This window comes from Martinezella sp. CNPSo 3964 (assembly GCF_057784375.1).
The window spans coordinates 228,144-250,634 of sequence record NZ_JBXSOW010000004.1 but is presented as its reverse complement, the minus strand read 5'-3'; the positions used below and the strand labels follow the sequence as shown (position 1 = coordinate 250,634).

Genomic DNA, 22,491 nt, shown 5'->3' with positions numbered 1-22,491 from the left:
CTCAAGACCCTCCGCCAGCGAGGAAATCGACGAGTTCGGCGGCGGCAAACATGCCCGCGAGGCTTCCTCCAACGCGAAGCAGCGCTCCCCATGACCAGTATCCAAAGGCAGCCGCCAGAAACATGCCGATGAAAGCGATCGCTCCGACCGAGCGACCGAACGGGCCGGTAAAGAACTGCACCAGCCGATCGGCGGCGTTCTGCAAGGCATCGAGGTTTTGCGCCGCGGCCGGCTCGTATTGGCTGACGACCAGGAGCGTGGTCGAAAGTAACACCATTGCGGTATGGCCGACCCACCTGCGCTTGGCCATGGAACGGCAGGCGACGCTACCGCAAAGCACTGCCATTGCGGGTATGTTCATTGATGCACCTCTTCCTTGATGATGTTCAGCGGACTGCCGAACTGGTTCGCCTCCTCCACCTGGTGAAGGCGATTTTCCGGTGCGTGCGAGTCCGCACTCGAGAAGACAAGCATTGGGGATCTTGCCCGGTCTGCGGGCCTAATTCGGCCTGGTGGACTCGGGTCGGGACGAGAAGGCCGGCCAACCTGCGGATTCGGAGCAGACTCCGCTGCGCCCGTGTAGTAGCCGACGACCCGCGTCACATAGTCCGCAGTTTCGCGGATCAGCGGCAGCGACCGATGGGCGTCGACACGAGGCTCGCCGGCATTATAGGCCGATGCGATAAGCACCGGGTTTCGATACTTGTCGATGAGAACGCGGAGGAACCGCGTGCCGGCTCGAATATTCTGCTCGGGATCCGTGAGATCATGCGCGCCGAAAGCCTCGCCGATCTTCGGCATCACCTGCATCAGACCGATCGCGCCGGCCGAACTGACCAATTGGGGATCGAACCCGGCGTTTTCGGCCCGCATGATCGACAGCACCCAGTTCGGATCGACCCCCTCCTCGGCTGCGATTGTCAGGGCGAGCTTGGTATAGCCGTCAGGTATTCCGGAACGCAGGTCAGGTCGGGGCTGCATCAGCGCCGTGTCGGAGTCGTTACGCGGATCGCTGAGCGGCAGGGCTGCGCCTGAGTCAAAGGAGAAGACACTCATCGGTGAGAGCACGGCGCGTTGGCGCCGCGCTCTCATGCTTCCTGCCGCTTCTCCCGGTCGCTCCGGATCGAGGCCACCGTAATCAATCCCGACTTGATCAAGGTGACGCGGGCTTGCGACGAGCATGTCGGTATCCAAGTTCCCCGCAAAGCGCTCGTTGAAACTGGCGAGATCGATTGATGGCGGTGGGAGGCGCCTTTCTTCAACAGGACCAGACGATGCGGCAATCCGCGTCGCGAGCGCGCCGGCCTCCCTGAGACGGAGAAGCACCGCTTGATCGGGGATTCCGGCAGCCGGCTGTGGTCCATTATCGGCCGAACTGGCGGCCGATCCGGTAAAGAGAAACGCGGACGTCACGACAGAGCAGATGGCGCTGCGTGGCCAACGGATTAGCGGTATCTTCACAGAAGAATGCGAGCTGCGATCCATCACCGAACCAGTCAGACTTGTACTTCAGTACAAGTTTTGAACCGCATTCTTCGGCGGAAATCAACCCAAAAGTTGCACTGCAGTACAATTTTTGACGTGAAGAGATAGCCTGATCCGATCAGATATCCAAGGAATTCAATCCAGTAGGCGCGACCATCGATCCGGCTTCCAACGATATTCGATCTGCTGTCGATCGCCCAAAATTCGCGACAAACGCACAGCGGTGCCGCCTTTGACCAAAACCGAACCGGCATCGGCTCCCGACCGGCTACCAAAGATTCGGCACGTGAAATTCGGCAGCTCCCGCTGAACCCTGGGTGCCTGCCAGCACGTGAGTACCTGATAGCGATGATCATCGAGCCTCCTCGCAAGATCGCGTGAGATCAGCTGCACGGGGCCGAGACGGTGACGTTGAAATTCTGCGCCAAATTCCAGCTGGCACTCGACGATATTGCTTGGATAGTTTCTGCAGGCGGCGAGCGTGAGATATGCAAACGGCTCTGGCGGCAGCGGTCGCTGCACCGGCGTCAGTTGCCCACATCCGGCCAATGGAATCGCAATGGCCATCGGCCAAAACAATGCAGTCGAGATCCGCACGGCTTCATCTCCTGGTTTCCTGCCGATAGCCGGCATGTTCGAGGGCTTCGAGAAAGAGATCGCGGGCGAGCCCGCAGAAGGGCGACGAGGTCTGGGCCATGCGCAGTTCGGTCAACACTAGCCCAAGACTGGAGATGGTTGCGACGACCTCCGTTAGATCGTCATTGAGACCGTCGCGAAACATCTCGCGACCCAGGTGCCCCTTGACGACGATGGCGTAGTCGTTGCGCGCGATGCTATGCCATAATTCGAGAGTTCCAGTTTCACTGCCGTGGCTCTCCGTGTCGCAGAGGAGCATCAAGACGTAATCCGGATGCGGCAGGTCGCATTCTTCGATCGACGTGCCGCCGTGAAATTCCGTCAGCAACGTGGCCGACGAGAACAGCAGCAAGCGCTCGTTGACCAGCAGCAGCCGCTGTGATTGGTGCACGAATCCATTCATGACTGCCGACCGCAGGAGGCTCGGAGCAAGAACTTCCGCGCAGTGCTCGCAGATCGATACCAACTGGTCGCTTCTCAAAGCAAATGCGTTGTGAAAACGGCCTACAACGAAACGCTCGATATTGTCGGTGCGACCGCCGAGCGACTCGACAAATGCGAAGGCATCAAGCTGCGCCCAAGGCTTCTTCAGGTCACCATTTTCAGCGGAAAACCCGGCGACGTTCACCAGGCTTGACGAGCCGACGACGATCCCGGCCGCCCGGGTTTGCGCGCCGCAATCCGCGCAGTCGACGCAGATCGGAACCTTGTACCATTCCTTCGTCAGTAGGGATCGCTGCCTTGTCAGTGGAAAACCCGTCTTGCTGACGAAAAGCCAGACAAACGCCGGTGCAGGTCCGACGCCCCTGTCTTACAGCAGGCGAGGAATGTCACTGGCAAGGCATCGGCTTTCCGAGATAAAACTTGTACTGCAGTACAATTTTGTAACAGGCCGAAACCGGTCGCTCAAGATTGGAAATCGGATTTTATGAAAAATGCCAATTCGCCACACGGGCGGGTCGCCCGCGCTTCGTTCGTAGATCCGCACTGTTTGCAATGCACATATCCGCGGAATCGCAATCTCGCGTACTCGCTGACGCACGCATTAGCGTAGGAACTGGTTCGCCCATTTACGGATTGTCTCAAGCGCTCTTTCACCGATTGAGCGGATCAGCGGATCGGTGAAGGAGCTGCTCGCCTATTCGCGCATTCACCGATTTTCGCATTAGCACATTCCCCGATACGAGCATTCACCTATTCACCTAAACGCCGGCCAGCGGAATCACCCATCCACCGAAATGGCAGTCGCATCTCATGGCAAACATCTCCCTCAAGGCTGGCACCCGCTCCCCTCCTAACGGCCAAACGCCTATCGTCTCAGGCCTGCTTCACGATCAAGTCGAGGACGATCTTCGGCAACGCCGGTTCGCCTTTGCGATATTCGCCCCGCGGGCGGAACGGCTAATGGTATACCATTAGCCTATCCTGCCATCGCCAACCAAATCGGTGAACGCCGTGCCCGAGGCGCCAGACAAAGCAACAGCGATCGCAGGCGCGAGCCTGTGATCCGCGCCGAAGAAACAGCGCGGCGTCCACCGATTTGGTTGGCGATGCTGAAGCGAGCCGCCGTCGTGAGCTGCCGGGATGTCCGTGACCGAAGGGAACGGGCATCGATGGGCGGCGAACGATAAGACGGCAAGCGCAGCGCAGGAGAGGAGGATCACCTGGAGCGGATGCCCGAAGCATGAGGGCGTAGCGCAGAGTGATCCTCCTCTCCGTCTTGTTTAGGAAAGTCGCGGCAGCGTCCGCCTATCGGCCCGACAGGCCGGGCGAGTGTTAACCCGCTCCGCGCGGCACGCGTAGAGCCAGACCGCCGAAGGCGGCTCGCCCGAATACATATACCGTCCCCTCAACCATCAAGCTGATGAATCGATCCGCGGCGACCGATTCAAATCTGTCGTTGGACGTGGAATCTGCGATCGGCGATTCTATCGGTATGATCACGCAGCCCTACCAGCTCTATGTCGAACGTACGGACGCCTCGAAGAACATGGCGCGCTTCTACGCCATGGATATATCCCCGACATTGTTCGAGCAAACCTGCCTGACACGGCGCTGGGGCCGTATCGGTGCACGCGGGCAATTAAAAGTGCACATTTTCGCCGGAGAACAAGAAGCGGTACTGCTGTTCCTCGAACTTCTCTGTCAGAAGCGATCTCGCGGCTATCGGCCAAAGCCGCACACGCGATCGCGAGATTTTAGCCTCGTATCGCTTGTGGCGAAGCAAAGCCTCGAGCCTGACGCGTCGGTCGATCCGGCGCGTCAGGCCATCGACATGGCAGGAACCTCCGTCAGAATGGAGGCTCGGCGTCGATTGCGCCCTCCTGCTCGGCAATAAGGACGACCAGCTCGGCGCGCGTCAGTTCCAGCTCGATTTCGATCTGGCGGCGCTCGGCCGGGTCAACTACCGCCTGCAGCTCGGCCCGGAGCTCTTCGATTTGCAATTCGAGTGAAATCGTCATCGTCGTCTCCTTGACGTTTGTGAAAGACGACGCCCTCGGTCACGGGGACATGACGGGGTCAAGGATCACTGAGGCGACCGGCGGAGCCGGCGAGTGGGGGAGCCGATTTTGTCGGAGCGCAGGGAACCGGAGCGGAGCCAAAATTGGGGGCACCGCTCGTCCTTGAGGCCGGCATGGCGCCATGGCATGCTCGGACGGACTGAGCAGACAACAAACCTCTCTCGTGGCACCAATAACGTCGGCCACGGCGGACTGGGTCGCTCCCTTTTTAACTCCGGGAGCTGCCACCAATGAGAAGCTGCGGAAATCCAGGATTCCGGCGACAAACTCGATCTTCCGCCGATGACAGGAGGAAAATCGCCTGTCACGGATTCCGCATAAACATGATGCGGAGATGAACATGACCACCACCAATCAAATTGCCGACAAGATCGCCGCTGAGCACAGCCTGACAAAGGCGCAGGGCAAGGCGATCGTCGAAGCCGTGATCGCTTCGATCACCGAAGCTGCTGTTGCTGGAAACGAAACCTCGCTCCCTGGCTTCGGCAAGTTCAAGGTCAAGGAAACACCTGAGCGCGAGGCCCGCAATCCCGCGACCGGTGCAACAATCAAGGTCGCGGCGGCCAAGAAGCTGGCTTTCACACCGGCCAAGGCGCTTAAGGATGCATTGAACAAGTAATCTTGCCAGCCAAGCAAAAAAAATTGCCCGGCACCGTGCCGGGCAATTTTCGTTTTGGGTTTGCTTCAGCGGGCGGATATCCCGTTCAGAAGATCCTGGATGATCGTGTCGCTGACCGCGTGATGCGCTTCGCGGGCATGGTCGTCCAGCAGCTTGTGAAGAATGCCGGATGCCAACGGTATGAAGTCGAAGCCGCGTGCGATTGCTGCGGTACGCAGTTGCGACAGTGTTTCGAACTCCCGGCAGTCCGTCCCCAACCAGAGTTCAAGATCCGCGCCTTGGGCATCAGGAAATGCCTGGAGGAAGAACGTCTGAAGCGGGCGGTCGTAGCCGATAGTGGCATCCGGGTCTGAGTGGCGGGATGCGGTCCTGGTGACCGTAATCGTGTAGCGGCTCATGGCGGCCTCCTTCGAAATGGGAGGCCGGCCCCAATTCGGGGCCGGCGGTCCGGTTCAGGCCGGGCTGTTCCAGAGGATGACCTTCTTGCCGGGCTCGCCGCCAGGCGCCGGCGCGACGTTGCCGAAGATCACGCCGATCTCCGGCGCCTCCAGCTTCGTGGAGATGTATTCCTCACCGGTCTGGCGAGAGACGCGGTTCCAGCCTGCGCCGATCTCAAAGCCGGTCTTGCGGTGGATGATGCGGTAATCAGGGGCTTCTTCGCTCGCCTTGCTGGCGTTCGGGACGAGGGCGATCGGGGCGTTGACCCGGATGGTGGCGAAGACGCCTTCGAGAGTGCCGTCGGTCTTTTCGGTGAGGGTTGCGATCGTGGTAGCCATGGGATTGTCTCCTTCGTTGCATCGGGACCATTCCCGATGGCGCCCGAAGAAGGGGCTGCGCCGCAGGCGTCACCGCAGCGTGAGCGAAGGGAAACCCCTTGCGGGTTGACGCTGATCGCGGCCGGTCCCTTAGAAAGGCGACATAAAGAACGGGAATGGTCCTTGATTGCGACGTCGGCAGGAGACCTCGCCGCGGCCTGCCCTTTGCAGACCCGCCGAGTGCCGCGCTCTTGTCATGCGTCGGTGGCGTTCGGGTCAACGGACGTTGACCGTCAACCAGATGCACGCGACCGGATAAATCAGCACCGTCCCAATCCTCCTGGTCAAAGACGGCTTCGGTGGCGTGACGCGCGAACTGTTGGCCCCGACTGACGCGACTGCAGCTCGGGTGAAGCCAGATCACAACACTGGTTTGATTTCCGGACGTCGCTCCCGCGCCCGATGATGATTAGGAAACGGAGAACTGCGGAAAACAACCCGGCAGTCGGAGAGTTGCCGCGGCGAGAACCGCTTCGATTGCCGCCTCAATCGAGTCGGTTGACCCGACCGGTTCGGCCGCGCGCCTCGGCAAACAGTCTGGCGATCTTTACCACAAAGGATTTGCTGAAGCGGCCGCGGACGTCCTGATCCGGCTCAATGTACCAGGATCGTTCGACGATATCGTAATTGTATTCGTCGGCCATGATCCAGCACTGCTTCAGATCACTTAAGCCAGCACGCTTGCGCTCGATGTCCGGGATCTCCAGAGCGATACGACCCGCCTGCGGCGGTTGGGTGGTGATGGCGAGAAGAGCAAGGTGCGTATTTCCATCGGCGGCACTTCGGATGGCGATGACGACGCAGACCCGGCGCTGCTTGCGGCCTTCGGTTTCGCCGCGCTGCTGCTGCCAGGCCCAGAGGTAAGGATAAGAGATGACCTCGCCGGGCAGGAATTCACGGCTCATCGTCGTAGCCTTCGCCACGCGTCAGCCGATCGAGCGCCTCATCGAACAGTTCCGCATGCTCGGCGGGCATTTCCGAGATATGATAGGAGCGGCGCGGGTCGCCGCCGGTGCGCATGCGCTCATAGTGCTCGTAGCTCATCAGCACGAAGCGCGGCTTCTTGTGCCGGGTGAGCATGACCGGCTCGCGGCTTGCCGCATCGGTGATATCCCCGATTTGTTTATTCAAGTCGCCTGTCGTGAACTGTTTCATCGCTATGGTCTCCGGTATGGTTCTCCATATAATCCAATTTTCCCATGTTTTCCATCTTTTCCATATTTCCAGTAAAACGGCGTTCACGCGCCATCTCCTGAAGCCCGCCAGACCGCGATGCCAAGGCGGCGTGCCTTGTCGGCGAGATTGCCGGTGATCCCGTTTCCCGGAAAGACGATCAGTCCGGCGGGCATGACCGACAGCATCTCGTCGTTGCGACGGAAGGGGGCGGCCTTGGCGTGCCTGGTCCAGTTGGGCTTGAAGGTGATCTGCGTCACCTTACGGGCTTCAGCCCAGCAGGCGGCGATGCGCTCGGCGCCTTTCGGCGAGCCGCCGTGCAGCAGCACCATGTCAGGATGCTTGGCATGCGCCTGATCGAGCTTCGCCCAAATACGCTCATGGTCATTATAGTCCATGCCGCCGGCAAAGGCGATCTTGGTGCCGGACGGGATCAGCACCTCGGTCTCGGCCCGTCGGCGGGCGGAGAGGAAGTCACGGCTGTCGATCATCGCCGCCGTCATGTTGGTGTGGTTTACCTTGGAGCCGGTGTGGGGCCGCATTGTTTCCCACTTTCGCTCGCGCGCCATTCGGGCTGTTCTTGCGGATGATAAGCCCAGCTTGCACGAGAGAGGCCAGATGGCGCCGGATGGTTTGCTCTGCCATCCCATGCGTCCGAAGCGACAACTGGGCGTTGGACGGAAAGACGATCAAGCCGTTCTCTGCGGTCAGTTCGTTCTTTGGATAAAAGCTCAAAAGCAAGCAATGAACGCTGGCTTACGAGCAAAAGCGCGTAGCACTGCAATGCATGTCACGGCGTCACTGAGCGATGATGCAGATCCTCAATGGCTTGATGCATCCCACGTCAAAATAGCGAGCCAGCCCTCTACCCATTCTGAAAGATGAGACCATTTCGTTCGCTATCTTTTTCGATAGTACGGCCGGTGGTTGAAATGCGTGGTGCATTCGCGTTACACATCAGGCGCGTATGGCCCGGATTCGGGTCAGGCCATGGATATGGTTTCCGACGGGACCCCGTTGGGCCGAATTGGAATCGACCCGCGCTAGACGCATGAAGGAACCGCGCATGCACATTCCCACAAGCTCGTCCCCCTTGCCGCTGGATGGCCCGCAATGGATCCGATTCCGCCAGCAGGAAGAACTGCGAAAGGCAATGCTTGAGCGGCGCTTCGATGAGGTTGAGCGACTGGTGGCCGCGCTTGAAGCGGCTTGGTGGCAGGCCGGCGATGTACCCGATGATCGCTATCTGTATCTTGCAACCAGTTCCGGCCTGTTTGACCATGCCAGTGTGGACGCTGCCCGGCGGCTTGAATTGCTGAATGACTGGGCCAAGTCCTATCCGGATTCCTATCATGCGCAATATATTCTCGGTCACCATTATTTTCGCCGGGCCGGCGATATCCGCACGGCGGCCTGGGCATCGGATGTTGGCGAAGACCAATGGGTTGCCGCCCACATGGCTTGCGTCACCGCGGCCGAGCATCTTTTGAAGGCAATGGCGCTCTCTGAGCGTCCCGCACTGGCCGCTGAAACCATGATGCAGATCTGCCAGTATCTTGGCCAGCCGGATTTCGTCGATGCTCTGTTTCGCGGGACGCCGCTTGAAAAAACCATGCAGCGCGGCGAGTTCGACCCCGACCTTTATGAAGCGGCATGCGCCCAGCTCGCCAGATATGCATTGAAGCCGCCGGGCATCCTCACCGCGGCACTTCCGGCCTCTCTCCCGCCAATGCAGGAAGGAGATATCGAAAACTCTGGCTATTACTGGCTGCGTTATTGTCTTTCGCTCAGACCGCGCTGGCCGGACATCCTGGCAGACTACGCGCAGTATCTGAGCCCGAGATGGGGTGGCTCCGAGGGGGAGGTCGAAAAATTCGCCACCGGCCCTTTGTGTTCACAATTGAGCGAACAAGAGCGCAATTCCATCCGCTGGCCTGGCATTCATGATGCATTGACGCTCCCTGGGTATCCACAGCCAGGCGACGCGCGTGAGATCGCGGCCCGAGAGAAGATATTCAAGAATTGGCTGGCGCGGGATCTCTCCGATCCCCTGCGTTTCATCTCTTTGGGGCAATACGCCAATTTCACCCACTACTCGCTTGCCGACCGGAAGCTGGCGCATCAGCGTCATGTCGAATCTATCCGCTATTGTAAGCCGCCGCGAACCTATCCGGGAGTGGATGGTGCGTTTCGGGATTTCACCAACCTGATGCTGATCCAGCATTTCGAGGATGATGAAGGCGCTTATGCAAACGTGCTGCAAACCGCCGCACGCCGCTTCGACGAGCCGACGATGCTCACCATGGCCGCCTTCGCCTGGCAGTTTGGCATGTGGGGGATCAAGGCCGATCCGGCCGTCGCCACGCGATTGATCGACCGGGCGGCCGAGCTTGCGCCGCTCTATGAACCCGATGAGTTCACGCCGATGCATGCCTGCCGCATGATATGGGATGGAGGCTTCCAGGAGCAGTCCGCCTATCTCACGCGCGAATTTGCCGAGAGACGCGTCTATTCGGCAGCGGCAAGCATGTACGATATTACAACGGGCTACCGACCGGATACGGAGCCCCGCTTTCTCGACCACAAGGAAGCGCATCACTGGCTCGAACGCTCGGTCGAAGAAGGTGAGCCTGTCTCCATGTTCAATTACGCCTGGCGCCTCGAGAAGGTTCACAAAATCGATCTGACGATCCGCGAAAATTATGAGCGGGTTCGCGGTTATTATTTCCGCGCGATGGAAGGCGGCGTAGGCCCTGCTATCATCCGGCTTGCAAGTGTCGATCGCCGACACGGAACCGAAGAAGAAAAGCAACGGGCCGTCGCCCATATGAAATCCTTCATTGCCCATGAGGATGACCACCTTGCCGGCGAGGCATATGGTGAGGTCGTTTTGGCATACAAATATGGCGACGGCGTTCCCAAAAGCGAGTTCATCGCCATGCAATGGTTCGATCGTTTCAAGCAGCTTTTTCCGGATCATTCGACGATGGAATGGATGGAAACGCAGGTCTATGGATCGACCGGATGGCAAATGGCCGGGCGGGCACTGCGGGCCTTCTTCCTTGGGAAGAAGCTTTCAAAAGAGCATCTGCCACCGAAGTAAGCGCCGCGATGAGCAATTTCCTCCCGGCACCGCAGGAAGGCAGATGGCGAGCCCTGATCTGGCTCGCTTTCGGCGATGCCTTTCTGCTCTTCGCCGGGATGTTGCTGGTTGTCTCGCCTCTCCTGTTGATCTTCTCTCTGTCCTCGCCGTTACTGCTGGCGCTGCTCGCCTTGCCGTCGCTGTCATGGTTTTTCTATGGGCTGATGGTCCTGCGCGCTCTTGCCGTGCCGCCGCCACCGCCGGTTTCGAATGGGATATTGTTGGATCCTGCCAAGGTTCCGGCTCTTGCCGCCGACCTTGAACGGCTGCGCCTTGCCTGCGACGCGCCGGCCTTCACGGCGGTCTACATCAATGGCGACCTCAACGCATCCATCTACCAGACTGCGTCGCGGTCCGGTCCGTCGAAACATATCCTCGTGCTCGGCCTGCCGCTTCTTGCTCTCTTGACCAAGGATCAGGCGGCGGTGGTCATCGCCCATGAATACGCACATATCTCCCGCCAGCACGGACATTTCGCCCGCTGGGCCTATATGGCGCGCCAGCGCTGGGCGGCGTTGGGGGATCTGCATGAACGCAACCATCGTCTGATCACCGCGCCGCTCAGGCTGTTTCTGTCCTGGTACGTGCCACGCATGATGCGAGAAACGCTGGAGTTCTCGCGCCGTTGCGAAATGTTTGCCGATGCGCAAGCCGTTCAAGCGTGCGGCGCCGATCTCGCACTGGAAGCCGAATTCGCACTGGCTCTAAGGCAGAAAGCCCTCTCCGACCGGTTCTGGCCGAGCATATTCGCGCGAGCCGGCGCGCAGGAACTTGCGCAGGCGCAGCCGTTCACACAGCTCCTTGTGGAGCCAGCGGAGAGCCGTCCGCGCCATGGCGCACAGGCGGCGGTCTGGCTGCACGAAGCTCTATGTCAGAGCCCGGACCCCCGCAGCACGCATCCAGCATTTTTCGAGCGTGTTGCATCGACGGGATTCGACCCGAAAGCCCGGCTTCCCGATCCCCTGCCCTGGTACCTTGAAAAAGCGGCTGCGGCCGCCGACTGGCTGGGAAAGGAAGCGTCCGGCATGGCTGAGCAGCTCGACGCCCACTGGCGCGAGAATTCTACGCAGGCCTGGCAGGATGCAGAAGGCTGGTATGCGCGCCAACATGGCGAATTCGCAAACCTGCTGCACCGTCGCAAGCAGCAGACGTTTGATGAACGAGACTGGCTATTTCTGGCGCAACTGGCGGAAAAATTTCATCCAGAAAGCCCCCTGCGCCAGGAGGCAATTGCGCAAGGATTGCGGCATTCACCCGATGATCCCACGCTTCTCCAACTAAGAGCCGACTATCTTGAGGAGAATGGCGACGTTGGCGGAGCGATAGCCCTGTGGCATCGCATCGGCAAAAATTCGCCTGCTTCCGCCTATGCCGTTCATCGCCGTCTTTGCGAACTCTGCTTGCGGGCGGGAGACAGAGCGACGGCAGAGTACCATCGACACGTCGCCGACGAACTATGGACCGGCCAGGATGCGAGGCGGTCCGCGCTCAAAGATCGTTTTCCGCATGGGATGGAGGCGTCCGAGGTCGCGCTGCTGCATGGCGTATTGCAGCCGCTCTTTGCTCATGCGCGTTCCGTTTGGCTTTGCCGTGACACGCCAGCGAATATACCGGACGCGTCCCGATGGTTTCTCTATGTCGAGGCGTATGATGGCTGGTTCATGCGGATGGTTGGCAGTTTGACCGGCGAAGAGGACGTCAATGCATCGGCTTGCAAAAGGCTGCTCGAACGCCTGCTGCCACGGTTGCATATCTATCCGGACGTCGTGTTTATCGGACCATCAGAGAATATTCCGGCCTATTGTTCACCCGATAGCCTGATCGCCCGCGCCGGCAGAGCCGTTTCGCCCGTGCGCGCCAACGTTGAAAAACCGCTCATCGCACACGTTGACACTGGAGGGTCAGGACCCAATTGATGGTTGAGGTACATTGGTAAGAGATGGGATGGCGCGATTGCAGGATTACGCAAATGAATAGCCGAATTATCACTCTGACTGCTGTCGCCTTGTTGTGTGCGTCTGCTGCTGCGCATTGTGAGCAGATTGCCGATCTGAAAATCACGGCCTTTCGTTCCGAAGAACCTGACCGATGCCGCAAATCCGATGTCGACTTATCCCCTGCTAAGGCTCAGGAATTCTTCAAGCGCGCCAAACGGATCAATGCCCGAATCCTTCATGACGATTATGATCTCGCTCCCTGTTACATAGAGGGCACATTAAGGTGGGACGGAAAAATCTGTGACTGGAACATCCGGGCAGGCGCTACCGGCCGTGTTCAATGTAACAAGCAGGAGATGTATTTCGCCTGTGAGGCTTGCGGTGATCTATTCGACCAAAAGTAGCGGCTGTTGTTCCATGCGAAACGAGGTGCATTTGAATGCTGGCCTCGTACGATTATCAAAGTTTGCCAGTGCAAGCATTTTGGGAAATGCTGCCGTTTTGGCATCCCCTGCACGTCGTATTGCCAGGAAACGTTGCTTGCGAAACGACACACGGTTTCCGCGCCGATAAACGATTGCTCTGCCGGCGTAGTCGGGATCATTTTACGATGATCCGTTCGCATTCGGTTGCGTATCTTGAGTATCGAAGGTTCGGCCCTTTCAATAGAAAGCCTACCCCTCCACCTCGCATCGGCCATAGAGTGATCTCAGTTTAGCCCGTTGGGTACCCGACATGTTCTGAGAAAAGTCGCTCAATGCCCAAAACATTGCGATCCTTTCCAGCTGAGCCGGATTAACCATTCCGCATCGAAACAGGCCGACCAGCGCGGCGGCAAAACCGTCTCGACTGTATTGAGTATCATCGAACCAGCTTTGCGCGGTAGCCAAGTCGAATACTCGCTTTATGATTTCGAGCTCGCTTTGCGACAAAGCGCCATGTGCGAAGCGTTTAAACCTTTCCATGATCGTCTCCACCGCGAGACTGCCGGCAATCTCGCGTAATCCCGGCATGAGCAGAGACTGCCTATGCCGGCCGAGTTCTCCTAGGTTCTTTCCACCGTTGACTGTGTCCATAGAGTTTGCAGGCTGGTCAGTACACTCGGCAGTATGAAACAGCATGGGATTGCGACGCCGATAGGCAAGATAAACGATCGTCTTGCAGACGTGATCTGGATCATTTCACGATGACTGTTCACAGTCAGAGATCAGAGCCAGTTCAACGAACGGCAGATATTGTAGGCAATTGCAAGCCATGCAGTGATGATTGCTCCAAATATTACAAGCTCAACCCTCATATTCCCTTGAGGTTCCTTGAAGTCCGCGACAATGCCTGCTGTCTCGGTCGTGCTTACTTTTCTCACGGACCATCCCGCCCTGGTTAGTACTCTTCTAAGCAAGCTGGCTCTCTTGAAGTTTCTGTGTGTCAGCGCGATATCAAGGAAATGTATCAATCGATGCTAATAGAATGACCGGAGTGAGCTCTAGCAGTGACCATGCACGTCGCTGACAAGCTCATTCAAATGCTCGCCGGACAGCATCGGAAACTCAGTTTCCAAGATCGAAAGCAGAGCAGCCTGTGCCGCCTTTATAAGGAATACGGCCTGTGCTGCATCGAGTTCACTTGCGATTCCTCCGGCGTATTGCATCATTTTTGCGAGCGCCAAAATCTCTCCCTGGCGTTCCTGTCCTTCAAAATCAGTCACTCTCAAAGCCCCAACAAATGATTTCGTGAGGGGAGATTGGCATATTTCTATTGAAATGGTGCGTTGCAAAAGCGTTGCGCACTCAAGGGCTGTATTTTAGAATTATTTAAAATCTTTATAGTTGCGGAAACAGTTTGCGCCACAGCGGAGTTGCATTGAAAGACCAGTCCGCCATATGTGCCCGCGACGGCGCCTCGGCAATCGCGCCCATCAGCCCTATGGCATCCTGACGTTTCTGGTCGGTCCATGCTCTTGCGACGAGAGCCCTCACCTGCCCCATGTCCATATCGGCGGCTTCGGCAACACGCCTCCAGGTGCGATCCTTGAAAAATACACGCCGTGCCGCCTGAGAGAGCCGCAGAGCCTCTTCCTTGCCGATAATAGCTTGGTCAATCGCAGTCTCGATTGTGGCATCGACATTGACCAGTGGTACCGACAAAGCGGGATAGCCCAATTCCGCTGGGCCGTGAAGAAGAGCAACATCAGCATCCTCCTCCCGGAGCCCTAAGGCATAGTCACCGAATATTCTGCCAACACCGACCATGCCGAAAGCCTGACACTCAACCGCGCGGAGCGCTCCCATGCTGGCTGCCCCAAACACGGGAACGCCGCGGGACAGAGCAAAGAGCAGCTCCTTGTGCCAAACCGGTGCGACGAACTCGAACAGGCCGTCGATAAGGCCGACGGCAGTCGCGCCATCCTCAAGAGCTCTCACAACATCGCCCTGGCATGCCGGCGGCCGTATGACCATCGTGTCGTCGGCGAACGCTTCAGCATCGGGCAGGCTCGGACCGACGAAGATCACTTTCACAGGAAACCCTTTGACAGTGCCCGGCTGCCGAGACGAATTCGGCGGTCGCCGTCCGGATGTTCGAGTTGTGGCGCGAAGACCTTTGCCACCGATGCCGGCAACCATTCAGGTGCCAGCTCGATTGCATAAAGCTGGTCGATACCGCATTCCGACAAGGTCTCGACAAGGTGGTCGAGCGCATCTTGCGCAGACTTGGCTGGCATCGTCGGCAGTTCGTTGAGGTTCGTCGTGCATCGCGCCTGGAACGACTGCAGGTGGGCGGGGTCGGCGCGGCGTGAGAAGAGCTCCGGGACAAGATCGTCTCTGGCGCCGGCAATGAATGTCATCCGCGATTGTACGGCCTCGGAAATTGCCCGGGCTGCGGCCACATCGGGGGACAAGGATGCGCCTGCCCCCATGGTCAAGTCGACATATCTCAGCGAATTGTCATCCCCTTTCGGCCGCAGCAACGCGGCGACGGAGGCAACAGAGAGATCGCTCGTCACATCGAAGAGGGCGATATCGAAATCCGCCGAGAAAATCTTCTCGAGCATCTCGCGAATACCCTCATCTTCGATGCTATGCGGATCTATCCGGCGCTCATAGCGATACTCTGGCTCGCTGACATTCCAGAGGACACAAGCATCTCGCTCTACCCGCTCCAGCAATCCGTGCAGGACTGCCTCGTGCCAATTGTTGCCGGACGCCAATCCGTCCGATGACACCCAAAATCGTGGGCTGACATGCGTCCGGTCAAGATGAATGGCCTCGAAAGGTACGAATATCGAGGCGTTGTTCGCCAGATCGCGGGCTTGAGACCATCTGATCTGTTCCGTGGTTTCTAGCGGTCGCACGCCAATCGCCAGCAGATCGTCCAGGCAATCCATCGCATGGCCGCTTGCGGCAAGATCATCCTGACTTGCCATCAACGCTGAACAGTAGGGCCGGGTCGCGACCGATCGCTCGATCGCTTCCATCACCGCGGATGTCTTCGCGGAGATATCGTCAAGGCCTTTGCCCTGAGCAATGACGATCGCCCTGGAGTTCGGAGCATAGGCACACCAAACGGGAATGCCTATGCGATCGAGCTCGGTCTGGCAGCCAACACGAGTTATGCCAAGCCGTCCCAGATAGGGCGAAATCCTCGACAGGGTTTCGCCAGGAGGGCACGCCCTAAAGTTGTTCGACACGGATGAACGAGCGCCTAGCCCTCAAGGAGACCAGAGGCCACGCCGCTTGCTGACGTCAACGCCACGGCGAAATCGACATCCTTCTCCACCTTGACCCCCTTGGCCCGCCAGGCTTCAGCCTTTCCCAAATCGCCCGTCAGCCGGCGCGTGTATCGAACGATTGTCCCCTTTTCGAGGTCTGCCAGCCAAAGTCCTTTTTCACCCTTGATTCCAATCAGAACTGCAGTCGCCATAATCTCTTCCTCTCAAAAACCGGCCTTCAGCAGGCCTTCCCTGTAATGATCTGTCTGCCACTTTTCCTTGAGTGGAACCATGGCGAGCCATGCCTCAAGATCGAAATTCGGGTTGTCGCGCAAAGCGCGCTGTCGATAGGTCTTAGCCTTGGTAAGATCCCCCAGCATTGCCCAGCTTGCCGCAGCAAGCCTGCTTGCCGGTACCGGGTCCCTCATCCTGTCCAGATAGGTTAGTGCTTCTTGATATTCCCCAAGGAGATAGCTGGCTCCTGCTGCGGTCCAATAATAGTAGTCCGGAGCCAGCGGATTGAGATCGAGAGCGGTAACAACCTTCTCTAGTGCCGCTTTCGGGTTGGCCCCATGGGTGAGACTGTCGGCGTGGCTGCAGATCACATCCGCATAATGCGGACTGAGGTCCTCGGCATTCGACAATGCCTCGAGGCTACCGTCGATATTTCCGCGATAGAGCCGGGCGACGCCGATTTCCTTAAAGCCTCCGGCGAACTGATTGTCATCGCTGATCGCCTCGGCCGCCATTTTTTCAGCTTGCTGCAACAGGTCGCCGTCGCCGCGGGCCGTCAGAACCCATTCCATCGTCAACGTTCTGGCGATGCCGGCAAGTGCCGCGGCAAAGCCGCGCTCGTACTCGAGCGCTTCCTTGAAATGCTTGCGCGCGCGACGGACATTCTGAAGGCTCAATCGAGACAGGCATTGCACGCCCTCAAGATAGGCAAAATAGGCCTGAGGCTTGCAGCTGAAATCGGAAACGATGTGATGGAAGGCGCCTACACGCTCGATGATGGAGCGCTGGATCGCTGTGGCGATCTCGTTGCGATGCTCCGTTATGGCCGCGCTATCCAATTGAACGCGCGTTGCCCAGACGATTTCGTCGCGCGGCATGAAAATCAGCTGCGCGAAAAGGCTGTCGCCCGTCCTCTTCGTATCGAGCGCGTAGACGACATTATGCTGCCTGAGAAGGCCGGCCTTGTCCTTGGACGAGCGAATCTGCTCGGCGGTGTAAGGAGCGACGACGGATACGCTTCGATCGACGCAAAGACTGATCGTCAGGTCTTCGATGACTGCATTGGCGACCGATCCGGCCCTCTCCGAATCCTCGAGCGTCTCAGGGGGAAGCAGCGCAATGCGCGGCATCTGGTTGTCGGCGGCGATCGGAAGCGAATCTTCAGCCGGATGACTTGAATTCGGATCTTTCGTTTCACCTATCACCTGGATGTAGGAGGTGATTCTCTCGCCAAGCGCTATCCTGACCTCATCATCGGTATGATCCCGATCCAGCAGGAGCATGGCTGCGCGCTTCAATTCACCACGGTATTGGGGTGAAGAGGGTTCGTTCAGTGTCTTGAAGAATTCGGCTCGCAACTCTCCTGCAAGTCGCGCCCGCACGTCGCGTACCCAGACGGCCACGGCCGTGGAACCACTGCCGTAGGCGGGTAGAAAATTCTTGGCGACGGCATCGGTAAGCGCGCCGAGCCTGGCAACGCCGGAGGTGCTGTCTATAGTTTCGAGATCGCAACGCAACGCCTCGAAATTCAAAACGATATTTGCAGCGACGTCGCCAATCAGCGGCTTGGCGGATTTGGGTGTCGCAGTCGCCAAACGCAGCAGCGTCGACCTCAGATTGGCGCCGGCGGCCTGGAGATTGCCGGACCAGAGAAAAGCAGCCAGGTCCTTGCGCGGTATCGACTGTCGGCAATCGTAGAGATAGGCAAGCATGAGCAGCGCCTGCTTTGGCACACTCACGCGATCGCCCTTGTCGTCATAAAGGGCGCAGCTGCCGAGTGTCGTTAAATGATATGTCATCTTGCCGGGTCAGCGCTCGTTGTCGGGTTCTGATGATTGCACGAAAGCCAGGATCTTCGCTCGTAACCGCTTGTCCTCGATCCCGGATAAGGCTGTCCGCAGAACGGCCTTATGATGCTTCGCAAGTCGAAAATCAGCCAGCGCCTCCCTGGAGGGATAGGCGTCGTCCGATGCACTTTCGAAGAAAAACATGACCGGCACATCGAGGATTTCTGAAATGCGCAGCAGGCGGCCAGCACTGATTTTTTCGACGCCGCATTCGCATTTATCGAGCTGCTGAGGGCTTATGCGGAGCTTCTCGGCCAGTACATTCTGCGCAATTGACAATTCCTCCCGGCGCAACCGGATGCGTAATCCAACTTCGACATCGATCGCATCGGTTTTTTTGTCCATCAGGGAACCGCCAGAAGAGAAACTGCCTTCATGTTCGCAGGTTTCCCTTGGATTCACAATCTTCCAGCAATGTACTCAAAGCCAATTATACACAGTGGCAGGAAGTTTCCGATCACCGTATCAAGAACATAGCAAGATCGTCCTTCACGGCTGCAACCACATCGACGATCATCTTATCTGCCGTATCGCACTTTAGGAGAGGCACCGCCGAGCTGGCTCCTCCCCCCTCTCATATCTTTAAATTCTGCAAGACAGCCGTTCTCGGCTGCCTTGCAACATTAGGCGTTGGCGAAAACATCGTCGCCGAGAATTCGCTTCAGCGATCCGATGGCCGAAGCCGGGGTATAAGAGCCGGTCACCCCGCCGAGCGACTGCGAACTCACCGAAATATCCCATTCGAGACCCCTGCCGGAAACCGCTATATGGTGCCGCATCGCCTTGGTATCGGGATCGGCAACAACGATGCTGCGGGTGCGGTCGAAACCGATACCCGCAAACGCAACGGCAGCATGGACATTGACGTTGCGCGGAAACCTGATGCAGGCCTCGCGGGTCGAACCATCGAAGAGCGTTCCCCTGGCATCGGCCGGCTGACCAAGACTCGCACCGCTTTTCGTCGTGGTTATCACAACCTTTTCGATTTGTTCGCGGCCGTCGCACAGACCATCGAGACCGAGTACGGCACCGTGCGGGACGAAGAAACGCCGTCCGCTCTTGCTGGCTGCCGCATGTATCGCCGCTTCCACAGCGCGATCCGCGAGCGCCGAGCAACTGAAACCGCAGAGGTCCGAATGGGCAAGGATATCCGGTCCCAGCGTGCTCAGAAGAGCCGGTGTCGCGGATTCGAGTACAAGGTCCGCCTTCCGGTCGAGCGCATGATCGGCATCATCCGTGACGAAGGCAGCCATGGAGGCATTCTGCGCATGTTTGTTCTTGTCGGATACGAGAACATAAGCGATCTCGACCCCTTCCAGACTACTGATATAGTCGAACAGGCTCCTGCCGATCACGCCTGCGCCAATAATTCCTATGGTTCTATATTTCATTATTCCCCCTACATAGATTTCTGACGCCGTGGCCTCGACGTTCGTCGCGATGCCTTGGCGATTTGGGTTCAACGCCCCGGCAACCGCACCTCGACATCTCCTAGGCCTCGGGCGCCAAGCGAAAGGTACTTCAAAACATCACTACCGCGCCGCACCGGTACGGTTGAAACCTCAAAACAGCCGTCATTCAAGTTTTGGAGAACCCTTCGCAGGCCTCGACAAAAGCGCGAATGGCAGCAATCCGTGGGCCGGAATTCGCCCACAGCACACCCATATTGCGAAGTTCGCCATCTTCCATTCGATATTTTTGCAGACGCAGACCCTCTGGCCACGGCGGAGCCCAGTCGGGAACAAGCGCGACGCCCAGTCCGCGACTGACCAGCGCCGCAATGGCATCCAGCGCATCCAGTTCCGCCCATTCGCGCACGCTGATGGCATGACGGCGGAGGTAACGATCGACGATCTGGCCACCCCACTGATTGCGGTCATAGCGAATAAAGGGCTGCTGTGTAAGCGTCAGATGCAAATCGTGAATTTCCAGCTCCGCGGGCGCCAACAAGACCAAAGGTTCGCGCCGGATGGTCGACCAGCCGAATGCTTTCGGAATCGGGAATTGCGGCTCGATGATGAGGGCGGCATCCAGCTCACCCGACAAAACCGCATGGTAGAGGTTCACGGATGAGCCGGGCTGAAGGAAATAGTCGATCTGCCGGAAACGCTCGCTCAGGGTCGCCGTAATTTGCGGGATGAGGCCGGTCATGGCCGTCGCCGTCGCTCCGAGGCGAAGTTGCCCGCTCGGGAGATCGCCTGCGGCTATTGCTCGCAGGTCTCGCGCCGTGCGCACAAGCGCCGGTCCGTGGCGTTGCACGGCAAGGCCCGCGGCGGTGGGCCGGACCGTGCGTCCGACGCGAGAAACCAATGCCTGCCCGAGCTCCGTCTCCAGCGCCCTTATGCGCTGAGCGACTGCCGCCGGCGTCATATTCAAGCGCCGTGCGGCTTCGGCAACCGATCCACATTCGGCGACGATAAGGAAGCTTTCGAGGAATTTCGTATCCATAAGATATATTTTCTATCTTCTGAAGAAACTGGCAAGCATATTTTATTGCTTTAAAACCAGGGTACCGTAACGTTCCGGTTTTGCGGCTTTCGCGCCGATGAAGGGAGTTTCAATGACTATTCAAGCCAAGTTCGAGCGCATGGGCACCGATGCCGCGCCAGGCCAGGAAGTGCGGCAGCAGGTCGGCGGTATCGAAGCTTTGCTGCGCGGCGAACAGATCGCGGGGCGTCAAGTCGATTTTTCCCATGGCGACGTCGATGCGTTTACGCCGACACCGGGCTCTTTCGAGGTCTTCACCACAGGTGTCGAGGCTGGCGGCAGGCAGGCCTATACCGAATACCGCGGTGATCTCTCGATCCGCGAGCAGCTTGCGCCCAGTCTTGCAAGTTTCACGGGCGCCCCGATCGATGCCGCCGACGGCATGATTCTGACACCCGGCACGCAAGGCGCGCTGTTCCTCGCCGTTGCCTCCACCGTCGCGCATGGCGACAAGGTTGCGGTGGTGCAGCCGGATTATTTCGCCAACCGCAAGCTGGTGGAATTCTGCGAGGGCCATATGATGCCCATTCAGATGGATTACCTGAATGCCGAGGGTCGTGCAGGCCTCGATCTCGGTCAACTGGAAGATGCTTTTGCGGCTGGTGCAAAAGTTTTCCTGTTTTCCAACCCGAACAACCCGGCTGGCGTCGTTTATTCGCGCGATGAGATCAAGACGATCGCATCGCTGGCCAGTCGCTATGGCGCGACCGTCATCGTCGACCAGCTTTATTCGCGACTGCTCTATTCTGGCATCGACTATGCACATCTACGCGCGGAAGCCATCGACGCGGAAAACGTGATCACCATCATGGGTCCGTCGAAGACCGAGTCGCTGAGCGGTTACCGCCTGGGCGTCGCTTTCGGCTCGAAGGCGATCATCAACCGGATGGAAAAACTGCAGGCGATCGTATCGTTGCGCGCCGGCGGGTATAGTCAGGCGGTATTCCGGACTTGGTTCAACGAACCGGAAGGCTGGATGGATCAGCGCGTGCGTCAACATCAGGCCATTCGCGATGACCTCCTCAGGCTATTCCGCGCGACCAAAGGCATTCAGGTTCGTACCACCGAGGCGGGGAGCTATATCTTCCCGCAATTGCCTCCCCTTGCCGTAAGCGGCAAGGATTTCGTGCGAATCCTCCGGCTGCAGGCAAGCGTCATCGTAACGCCTGGCACCGAGTTCAGCCCCTTCTGCGACAGCAGCGTGCGCCTGAACTTCTCGCAGGACCACGCCGCCGCAGTCGCAGCAGTGGAACGTCTCGTCTCGCTTGTCGATCGATATCGTGCATGAAACTGGCTCCGCAATGCGGTTGTCGTGTGGAACAATTCCTATTTTCTGGCGCAAAGCCGGATCGTTTCATCTCGCTGAACCACTACGACAATGCGTTGCGGCAGACCAAATTGCCTGCTTCGGCTAAAAATTCACCCCCTTGGGCATTGGAGGAAGTTCCGTCTTCAGACCGTGAGTATATCCGAACTGGTAGGTGCCGCGCCGGGCGCCTGACGGAATCAAGGCAGCTGAAATTTGGTCATTCGACCGACATTGCGATACTCGATCTTGCAGACATCCGCCGGGGCAGAATTGCCGCGGCCGACTTGGCCAATAGCCGATACGTTTGCGCTCATCGAGAGCTTCCTTCTTGCCGATATCGAGGCAACAACATGGGCCGCGAGCCCCGTGCCGCAATCGAAATTCGATCGCGCACTTTTTTAAATCGATCTTAAAAAATCGAGATGCGAAGCTAATCGATTTTAATTTGCGCATTTAAAAATTCTTGTTGCGGCGCGAAGAAAATCGCTCCTAACTGCGCCACGCTATTCCATCCGTTGTAGGAAACGCGCAATGACGATTTCATTTCCGCTTACAGACAAACGCACTGTCGATGAGCTG

At 58.2% G+C, this 22,491-nt stretch carries 25 protein-coding genes and 2 pseudogenes; 7 read left to right on the top strand and 20 right to left on the bottom strand.

What is annotated here, in order from left to right:
• Window position 1 precedes the first annotated feature (1 nt).
• The 4 genes from AC13Q5_RS15120 to AC13Q5_RS15105 all read right to left on the bottom strand — a co-directional run bounded on the left by AC13Q5_RS15120 (window position 2) and on the right by AC13Q5_RS15105 (window position 2,512).
• Entirely contained in the window at window positions 2-361 is a 360-nt protein-coding gene (locus AC13Q5_RS15120; RefSeq protein WP_488502193.1) for a TrbC/VirB2 family protein, read from the bottom strand.
• On the bottom strand, window positions 358-1,182 hold the full coding sequence (locus AC13Q5_RS15115) for a lytic transglycosylase domain-containing protein (protein ID WP_488502192.1): 825 nt from the start codon (window positions 1,180-1,182) through the stop codon (window positions 358-360). Before AC13Q5_RS15115 ends, AC13Q5_RS15120 begins: the two co-directional genes overlap by 4 nt.
• A 438-nt stretch (window positions 1,183-1,620) precedes the next feature.
• A complete protein-coding gene (locus tag AC13Q5_RS15110) occupies window positions 1,621-2,082 on the bottom strand; it encodes a hypothetical protein (RefSeq protein ID WP_488502191.1) in 462 nt (153 codons plus the stop codon).
• Between the two features lie 4 nt (window positions 2,083-2,086).
• Window positions 2,087-2,512 (bottom strand): hypothetical protein, encoded by a 426-nt coding sequence (locus tag AC13Q5_RS15105; RefSeq protein WP_488502190.1) that lies wholly within the window; start codon window positions 2,510-2,512, stop codon window positions 2,087-2,089.
• On the opposite strand from AC13Q5_RS15105, the gene AC13Q5_RS15100 reads away from it, so the two are divergent.
• Complete coding sequence (locus AC13Q5_RS15100; RefSeq protein WP_488502189.1) at window positions 2,504-2,758, top strand: hypothetical protein; 255 nt, start codon at window positions 2,504-2,506, stop codon at window positions 2,756-2,758. The two genes, AC13Q5_RS15105 and AC13Q5_RS15100, sit on opposite strands and share 9 nt — an antisense overlap.
• Window positions 2,759-3,985: 1,227 nt before the next feature.
• Entirely contained in the window at window positions 3,986-4,459 is a 474-nt protein-coding gene (locus AC13Q5_RS15095; RefSeq protein ID WP_488502188.1) for a WGR domain-containing protein, read from the top strand.
• Here AC13Q5_RS15095 and AC13Q5_RS15090 read toward each other — a convergent pair.
• Window positions 4,413-4,583, bottom strand: a complete 171-nt coding sequence (locus AC13Q5_RS15090) for a hypothetical protein (RefSeq protein WP_488502187.1) — start codon at window positions 4,581-4,583, stop codon at window positions 4,413-4,415. The genes AC13Q5_RS15095 and AC13Q5_RS15090 overlap by 47 nt on opposite strands.
• Window positions 4,584-4,983: 400 nt before the next feature.
• Here AC13Q5_RS15090 and AC13Q5_RS15085 point away from each other — a divergent pair, with 400 nt between their 5' ends.
• Window positions 4,984-5,262 (top strand): HU family DNA-binding protein, encoded by a 279-nt coding sequence (locus AC13Q5_RS15085; protein WP_488502186.1) that lies wholly within the window; start codon window positions 4,984-4,986, stop codon window positions 5,260-5,262.
• 65 nt (window positions 5,263-5,327) lie between these two features.
• Here AC13Q5_RS15085 and AC13Q5_RS15080 read toward each other — a convergent pair whose 3' ends face one another.
• The 6 genes and pseudogenes from AC13Q5_RS15080 to AC13Q5_RS15055 all read right to left on the bottom strand — a co-directional run.
• A complete protein-coding gene (locus AC13Q5_RS15080) occupies window positions 5,328-5,660 on the bottom strand; it encodes a hypothetical protein (protein WP_488502185.1) in 333 nt (110 codons plus the stop codon).
• A 54-nt stretch (window positions 5,661-5,714) separates the two neighbouring features.
• Complete coding sequence (locus AC13Q5_RS15075) at window positions 5,715-6,038, bottom strand: DUF736 domain-containing protein (protein WP_488502184.1); 324 nt, start codon at window positions 6,036-6,038, stop codon at window positions 5,715-5,717.
• Between the two features lie 524 nt (window positions 6,039-6,562).
• Window positions 6,563-6,982, bottom strand: coding sequence for a hypothetical protein (locus AC13Q5_RS15070; RefSeq protein WP_488502183.1), 420 nt, complete (start codon window positions 6,980-6,982; stop codon window positions 6,563-6,565).
• A complete protein-coding gene (locus AC13Q5_RS15065) occupies window positions 6,972-7,232 on the bottom strand; it encodes a type II toxin-antitoxin system Phd/YefM family antitoxin (RefSeq protein WP_488502182.1) in 261 nt (86 codons plus the stop codon). Before AC13Q5_RS15065 ends, AC13Q5_RS15070 begins: the two co-directional genes overlap by 11 nt.
• Window positions 7,233-7,315: 83 nt before the next feature.
• Window positions 7,316-7,789: pseudogene (locus AC13Q5_RS15060) on the bottom strand (DUF2493 domain-containing protein); the annotation flags it as partial.
• Window positions 7,790-7,808: 19 nt separating this feature from the next.
• Window positions 7,809-7,988: pseudogene (locus tag AC13Q5_RS15055) on the bottom strand (helix-turn-helix domain-containing protein); the annotation flags it as partial.
• Between the two features lie 328 nt (window positions 7,989-8,316).
• Here AC13Q5_RS15055 and AC13Q5_RS15050 point away from each other — a divergent pair.
• From AC13Q5_RS15050 to AC13Q5_RS15040, 3 genes are read left to right on the top strand one after another with little or no spacing between them, the layout of a single operon-like run.
• Window positions 8,317-10,353 (top strand): DUF4034 domain-containing protein, encoded by a 2,037-nt coding sequence (locus AC13Q5_RS15050; protein ID WP_488502181.1) that lies wholly within the window; start codon window positions 8,317-8,319, stop codon window positions 10,351-10,353.
• 8 nt (window positions 10,354-10,361) lie between these two features.
• Window positions 10,362-12,308: a M48 family metallopeptidase gene (locus AC13Q5_RS15045; protein WP_488502180.1), complete on the top strand. Its 1,947-nt coding sequence runs from the start codon at window positions 10,362-10,364 to the stop codon at window positions 12,306-12,308.
• A gap of 53 nt (window positions 12,309-12,361) precedes the next feature.
• Window positions 12,362-12,733 carry a hypothetical protein gene (locus AC13Q5_RS15040; protein WP_075856077.1) on the top strand — a complete coding sequence of 124 codons (372 nt, stop codon included), beginning with the start codon at window positions 12,362-12,364 and terminating at the stop codon, window positions 12,731-12,733.
• Window positions 12,734-13,003: 270 nt separating this feature from the next.
• On the opposite strand, the gene AC13Q5_RS15035 is transcribed toward AC13Q5_RS15040, so the two are convergent.
• The 9 genes from AC13Q5_RS15035 to AC13Q5_RS14995 all read right to left on the bottom strand — a co-directional run bounded on the left by AC13Q5_RS15035 (window position 13,004) and on the right by AC13Q5_RS14995 (window position 20,564).
• Window positions 13,004-13,405 (bottom strand): hypothetical protein, encoded by a 402-nt coding sequence (locus AC13Q5_RS15035; protein WP_488502179.1) that lies wholly within the window; start codon window positions 13,403-13,405, stop codon window positions 13,004-13,006.
• Window positions 13,406-13,812: 407 nt separating this feature from the next.
• Window positions 13,813-14,034 carry a hypothetical protein gene (locus AC13Q5_RS15030; protein ID WP_075856075.1) on the bottom strand — a complete coding sequence of 74 codons (222 nt, stop codon included), beginning with the start codon at window positions 14,032-14,034 and terminating at the stop codon, window positions 13,813-13,815.
• Window positions 14,035-14,149: 115 nt separating this feature from the next.
• Window positions 14,150-14,845, bottom strand: a complete 696-nt coding sequence (locus AC13Q5_RS15025; RefSeq protein WP_488502178.1) for a TfuA-like protein — start codon at window positions 14,843-14,845, stop codon at window positions 14,150-14,152.
• Complete coding sequence (locus tag AC13Q5_RS15020; RefSeq protein ID WP_488502177.1) at window positions 14,842-16,014, bottom strand: YcaO-like family protein; 1,173 nt, start codon at window positions 16,012-16,014, stop codon at window positions 14,842-14,844. The genes AC13Q5_RS15025 and AC13Q5_RS15020 overlap by 4 nt, the downstream gene beginning before the upstream one ends.
• A 14-nt stretch (window positions 16,015-16,028) precedes the next feature.
• The gene (locus tag AC13Q5_RS15015) at window positions 16,029-16,247 is read right to left on the bottom strand and encodes a hypothetical protein (RefSeq protein WP_488502176.1); all 219 of its coding nucleotides are present in this window, start codon (window positions 16,245-16,247) and stop codon (window positions 16,029-16,031) included.
• 12 nt (window positions 16,248-16,259) lie between these two features.
• The gene (locus tag AC13Q5_RS15010; protein WP_488502175.1) at window positions 16,260-18,068 is read right to left on the bottom strand and encodes a hypothetical protein; all 1,809 of its coding nucleotides are present in this window, start codon (window positions 18,066-18,068) and stop codon (window positions 16,260-16,262) included.
• Between the two features lie 9 nt (window positions 18,069-18,077).
• The gene (locus tag AC13Q5_RS15005) at window positions 18,078-18,461 is read right to left on the bottom strand and encodes a helix-turn-helix domain-containing protein (protein WP_075856070.1); all 384 of its coding nucleotides are present in this window, start codon (window positions 18,459-18,461) and stop codon (window positions 18,078-18,080) included.
• Window positions 18,462-18,739: 278 nt separating this feature from the next.
• Complete coding sequence (locus AC13Q5_RS15000) at window positions 18,740-19,507, bottom strand: aspartate dehydrogenase domain-containing protein (protein ID WP_075856097.1); 768 nt, start codon at window positions 19,505-19,507, stop codon at window positions 18,740-18,742.
• Window positions 19,508-19,694: 187 nt separating this feature from the next.
• Window positions 19,695-20,564: a LysR family transcriptional regulator gene (locus tag AC13Q5_RS14995; RefSeq protein ID WP_075856069.1), complete on the bottom strand. Its 870-nt coding sequence runs from the start codon at window positions 20,562-20,564 to the stop codon at window positions 19,695-19,697.
• A 112-nt stretch (window positions 20,565-20,676) separates the two neighbouring features.
• On the opposite strand from AC13Q5_RS14995, the gene AC13Q5_RS14990 reads away from it, so the two are divergent.
• Window positions 20,677-21,891, top strand: a complete 1,215-nt coding sequence (locus AC13Q5_RS14990; protein ID WP_488502174.1) for a pyridoxal phosphate-dependent aminotransferase — start codon at window positions 20,677-20,679, stop codon at window positions 21,889-21,891.
• Window positions 21,892-22,491: the final 600 nt, after the last annotated feature.

Coding starts and splice junctions, on each gene's coding strand:
- AC13Q5_RS15065 (WP_488502182.1), bottom strand. CDS start 7,232: ATGAAACAGTTCACGACAGGCGACTTGAATAAACAAATCGGGGATATC.
- AC13Q5_RS15075 (WP_488502184.1), bottom strand. CDS start 6,038: ATGGCTACCACGATCGCAACCCTCACCGAAAAGACCGACGGCACTCTC.
- AC13Q5_RS15095 (WP_488502188.1), top strand. CDS start 3,986: ATGAATCGATCCGCGGCGACCGATTCAAATCTGTCGTTGGACGTGGAA.
- AC13Q5_RS15000 (WP_075856097.1), bottom strand. CDS start 19,507: ATGAAATATAGAACCATAGGAATTATTGGCGCAGGCGTGATCGGCAGG.
- AC13Q5_RS15050 (WP_488502181.1), top strand. CDS start 8,317: ATGCACATTCCCACAAGCTCGTCCCCCTTGCCGCTGGATGGCCCGCAA.
- AC13Q5_RS15040 (WP_075856077.1), top strand. CDS start 12,362: ATGAATAGCCGAATTATCACTCTGACTGCTGTCGCCTTGTTGTGTGCG.
- AC13Q5_RS15015 (WP_488502176.1), bottom strand. CDS start 16,247: ATGGCGACTGCAGTTCTGATTGGAATCAAGGGTGAAAAAGGACTTTGG.
- AC13Q5_RS14990 (WP_488502174.1), top strand. CDS start 20,677: ATGACTATTCAAGCCAAGTTCGAGCGCATGGGCACCGATGCCGCGCCA.
- AC13Q5_RS15005 (WP_075856070.1), bottom strand. CDS start 18,461: ATGGACAAAAAAACCGATGCGATCGATGTCGAAGTTGGATTACGCATC.
- AC13Q5_RS15115 (WP_488502192.1), bottom strand. CDS start 1,182: ATGCTCGTCGCAAGCCCGCGTCACCTTGATCAAGTCGGGATTGATTAC.
- AC13Q5_RS15035 (WP_488502179.1), bottom strand. CDS start 13,405: ATGGACACAGTCAACGGTGGAAAGAACCTAGGAGAACTCGGCCGGCAT.
- AC13Q5_RS15090 (WP_488502187.1), bottom strand. CDS start 4,583: ATGACGATTTCACTCGAATTGCAAATCGAAGAGCTCCGGGCCGAGCTG.
- AC13Q5_RS15010 (WP_488502175.1), bottom strand. CDS start 18,068: ATGACATATCATTTAACGACACTCGGCAGCTGCGCCCTTTATGACGAC.
- AC13Q5_RS14995 (WP_075856069.1), bottom strand. CDS start 20,564: ATGGATACGAAATTCCTCGAAAGCTTCCTTATCGTCGCCGAATGTGGA.
- AC13Q5_RS15070 (WP_488502183.1), bottom strand. CDS start 6,982: ATGAGCCGTGAATTCCTGCCCGGCGAGGTCATCTCTTATCCTTACCTC.
- AC13Q5_RS15045 (WP_488502180.1), top strand. CDS start 10,362: ATGAGCAATTTCCTCCCGGCACCGCAGGAAGGCAGATGGCGAGCCCTG.
- AC13Q5_RS15120 (WP_488502193.1), bottom strand. CDS start 361: ATGAACATACCCGCAATGGCAGTGCTTTGCGGTAGCGTCGCCTGCCGT.
- AC13Q5_RS15080 (WP_488502185.1), bottom strand. CDS start 5,660: ATGAGCCGCTACACGATTACGGTCACCAGGACCGCATCCCGCCACTCA.
- AC13Q5_RS15085 (WP_488502186.1), top strand. CDS start 4,984: ATGACCACCACCAATCAAATTGCCGACAAGATCGCCGCTGAGCACAGC.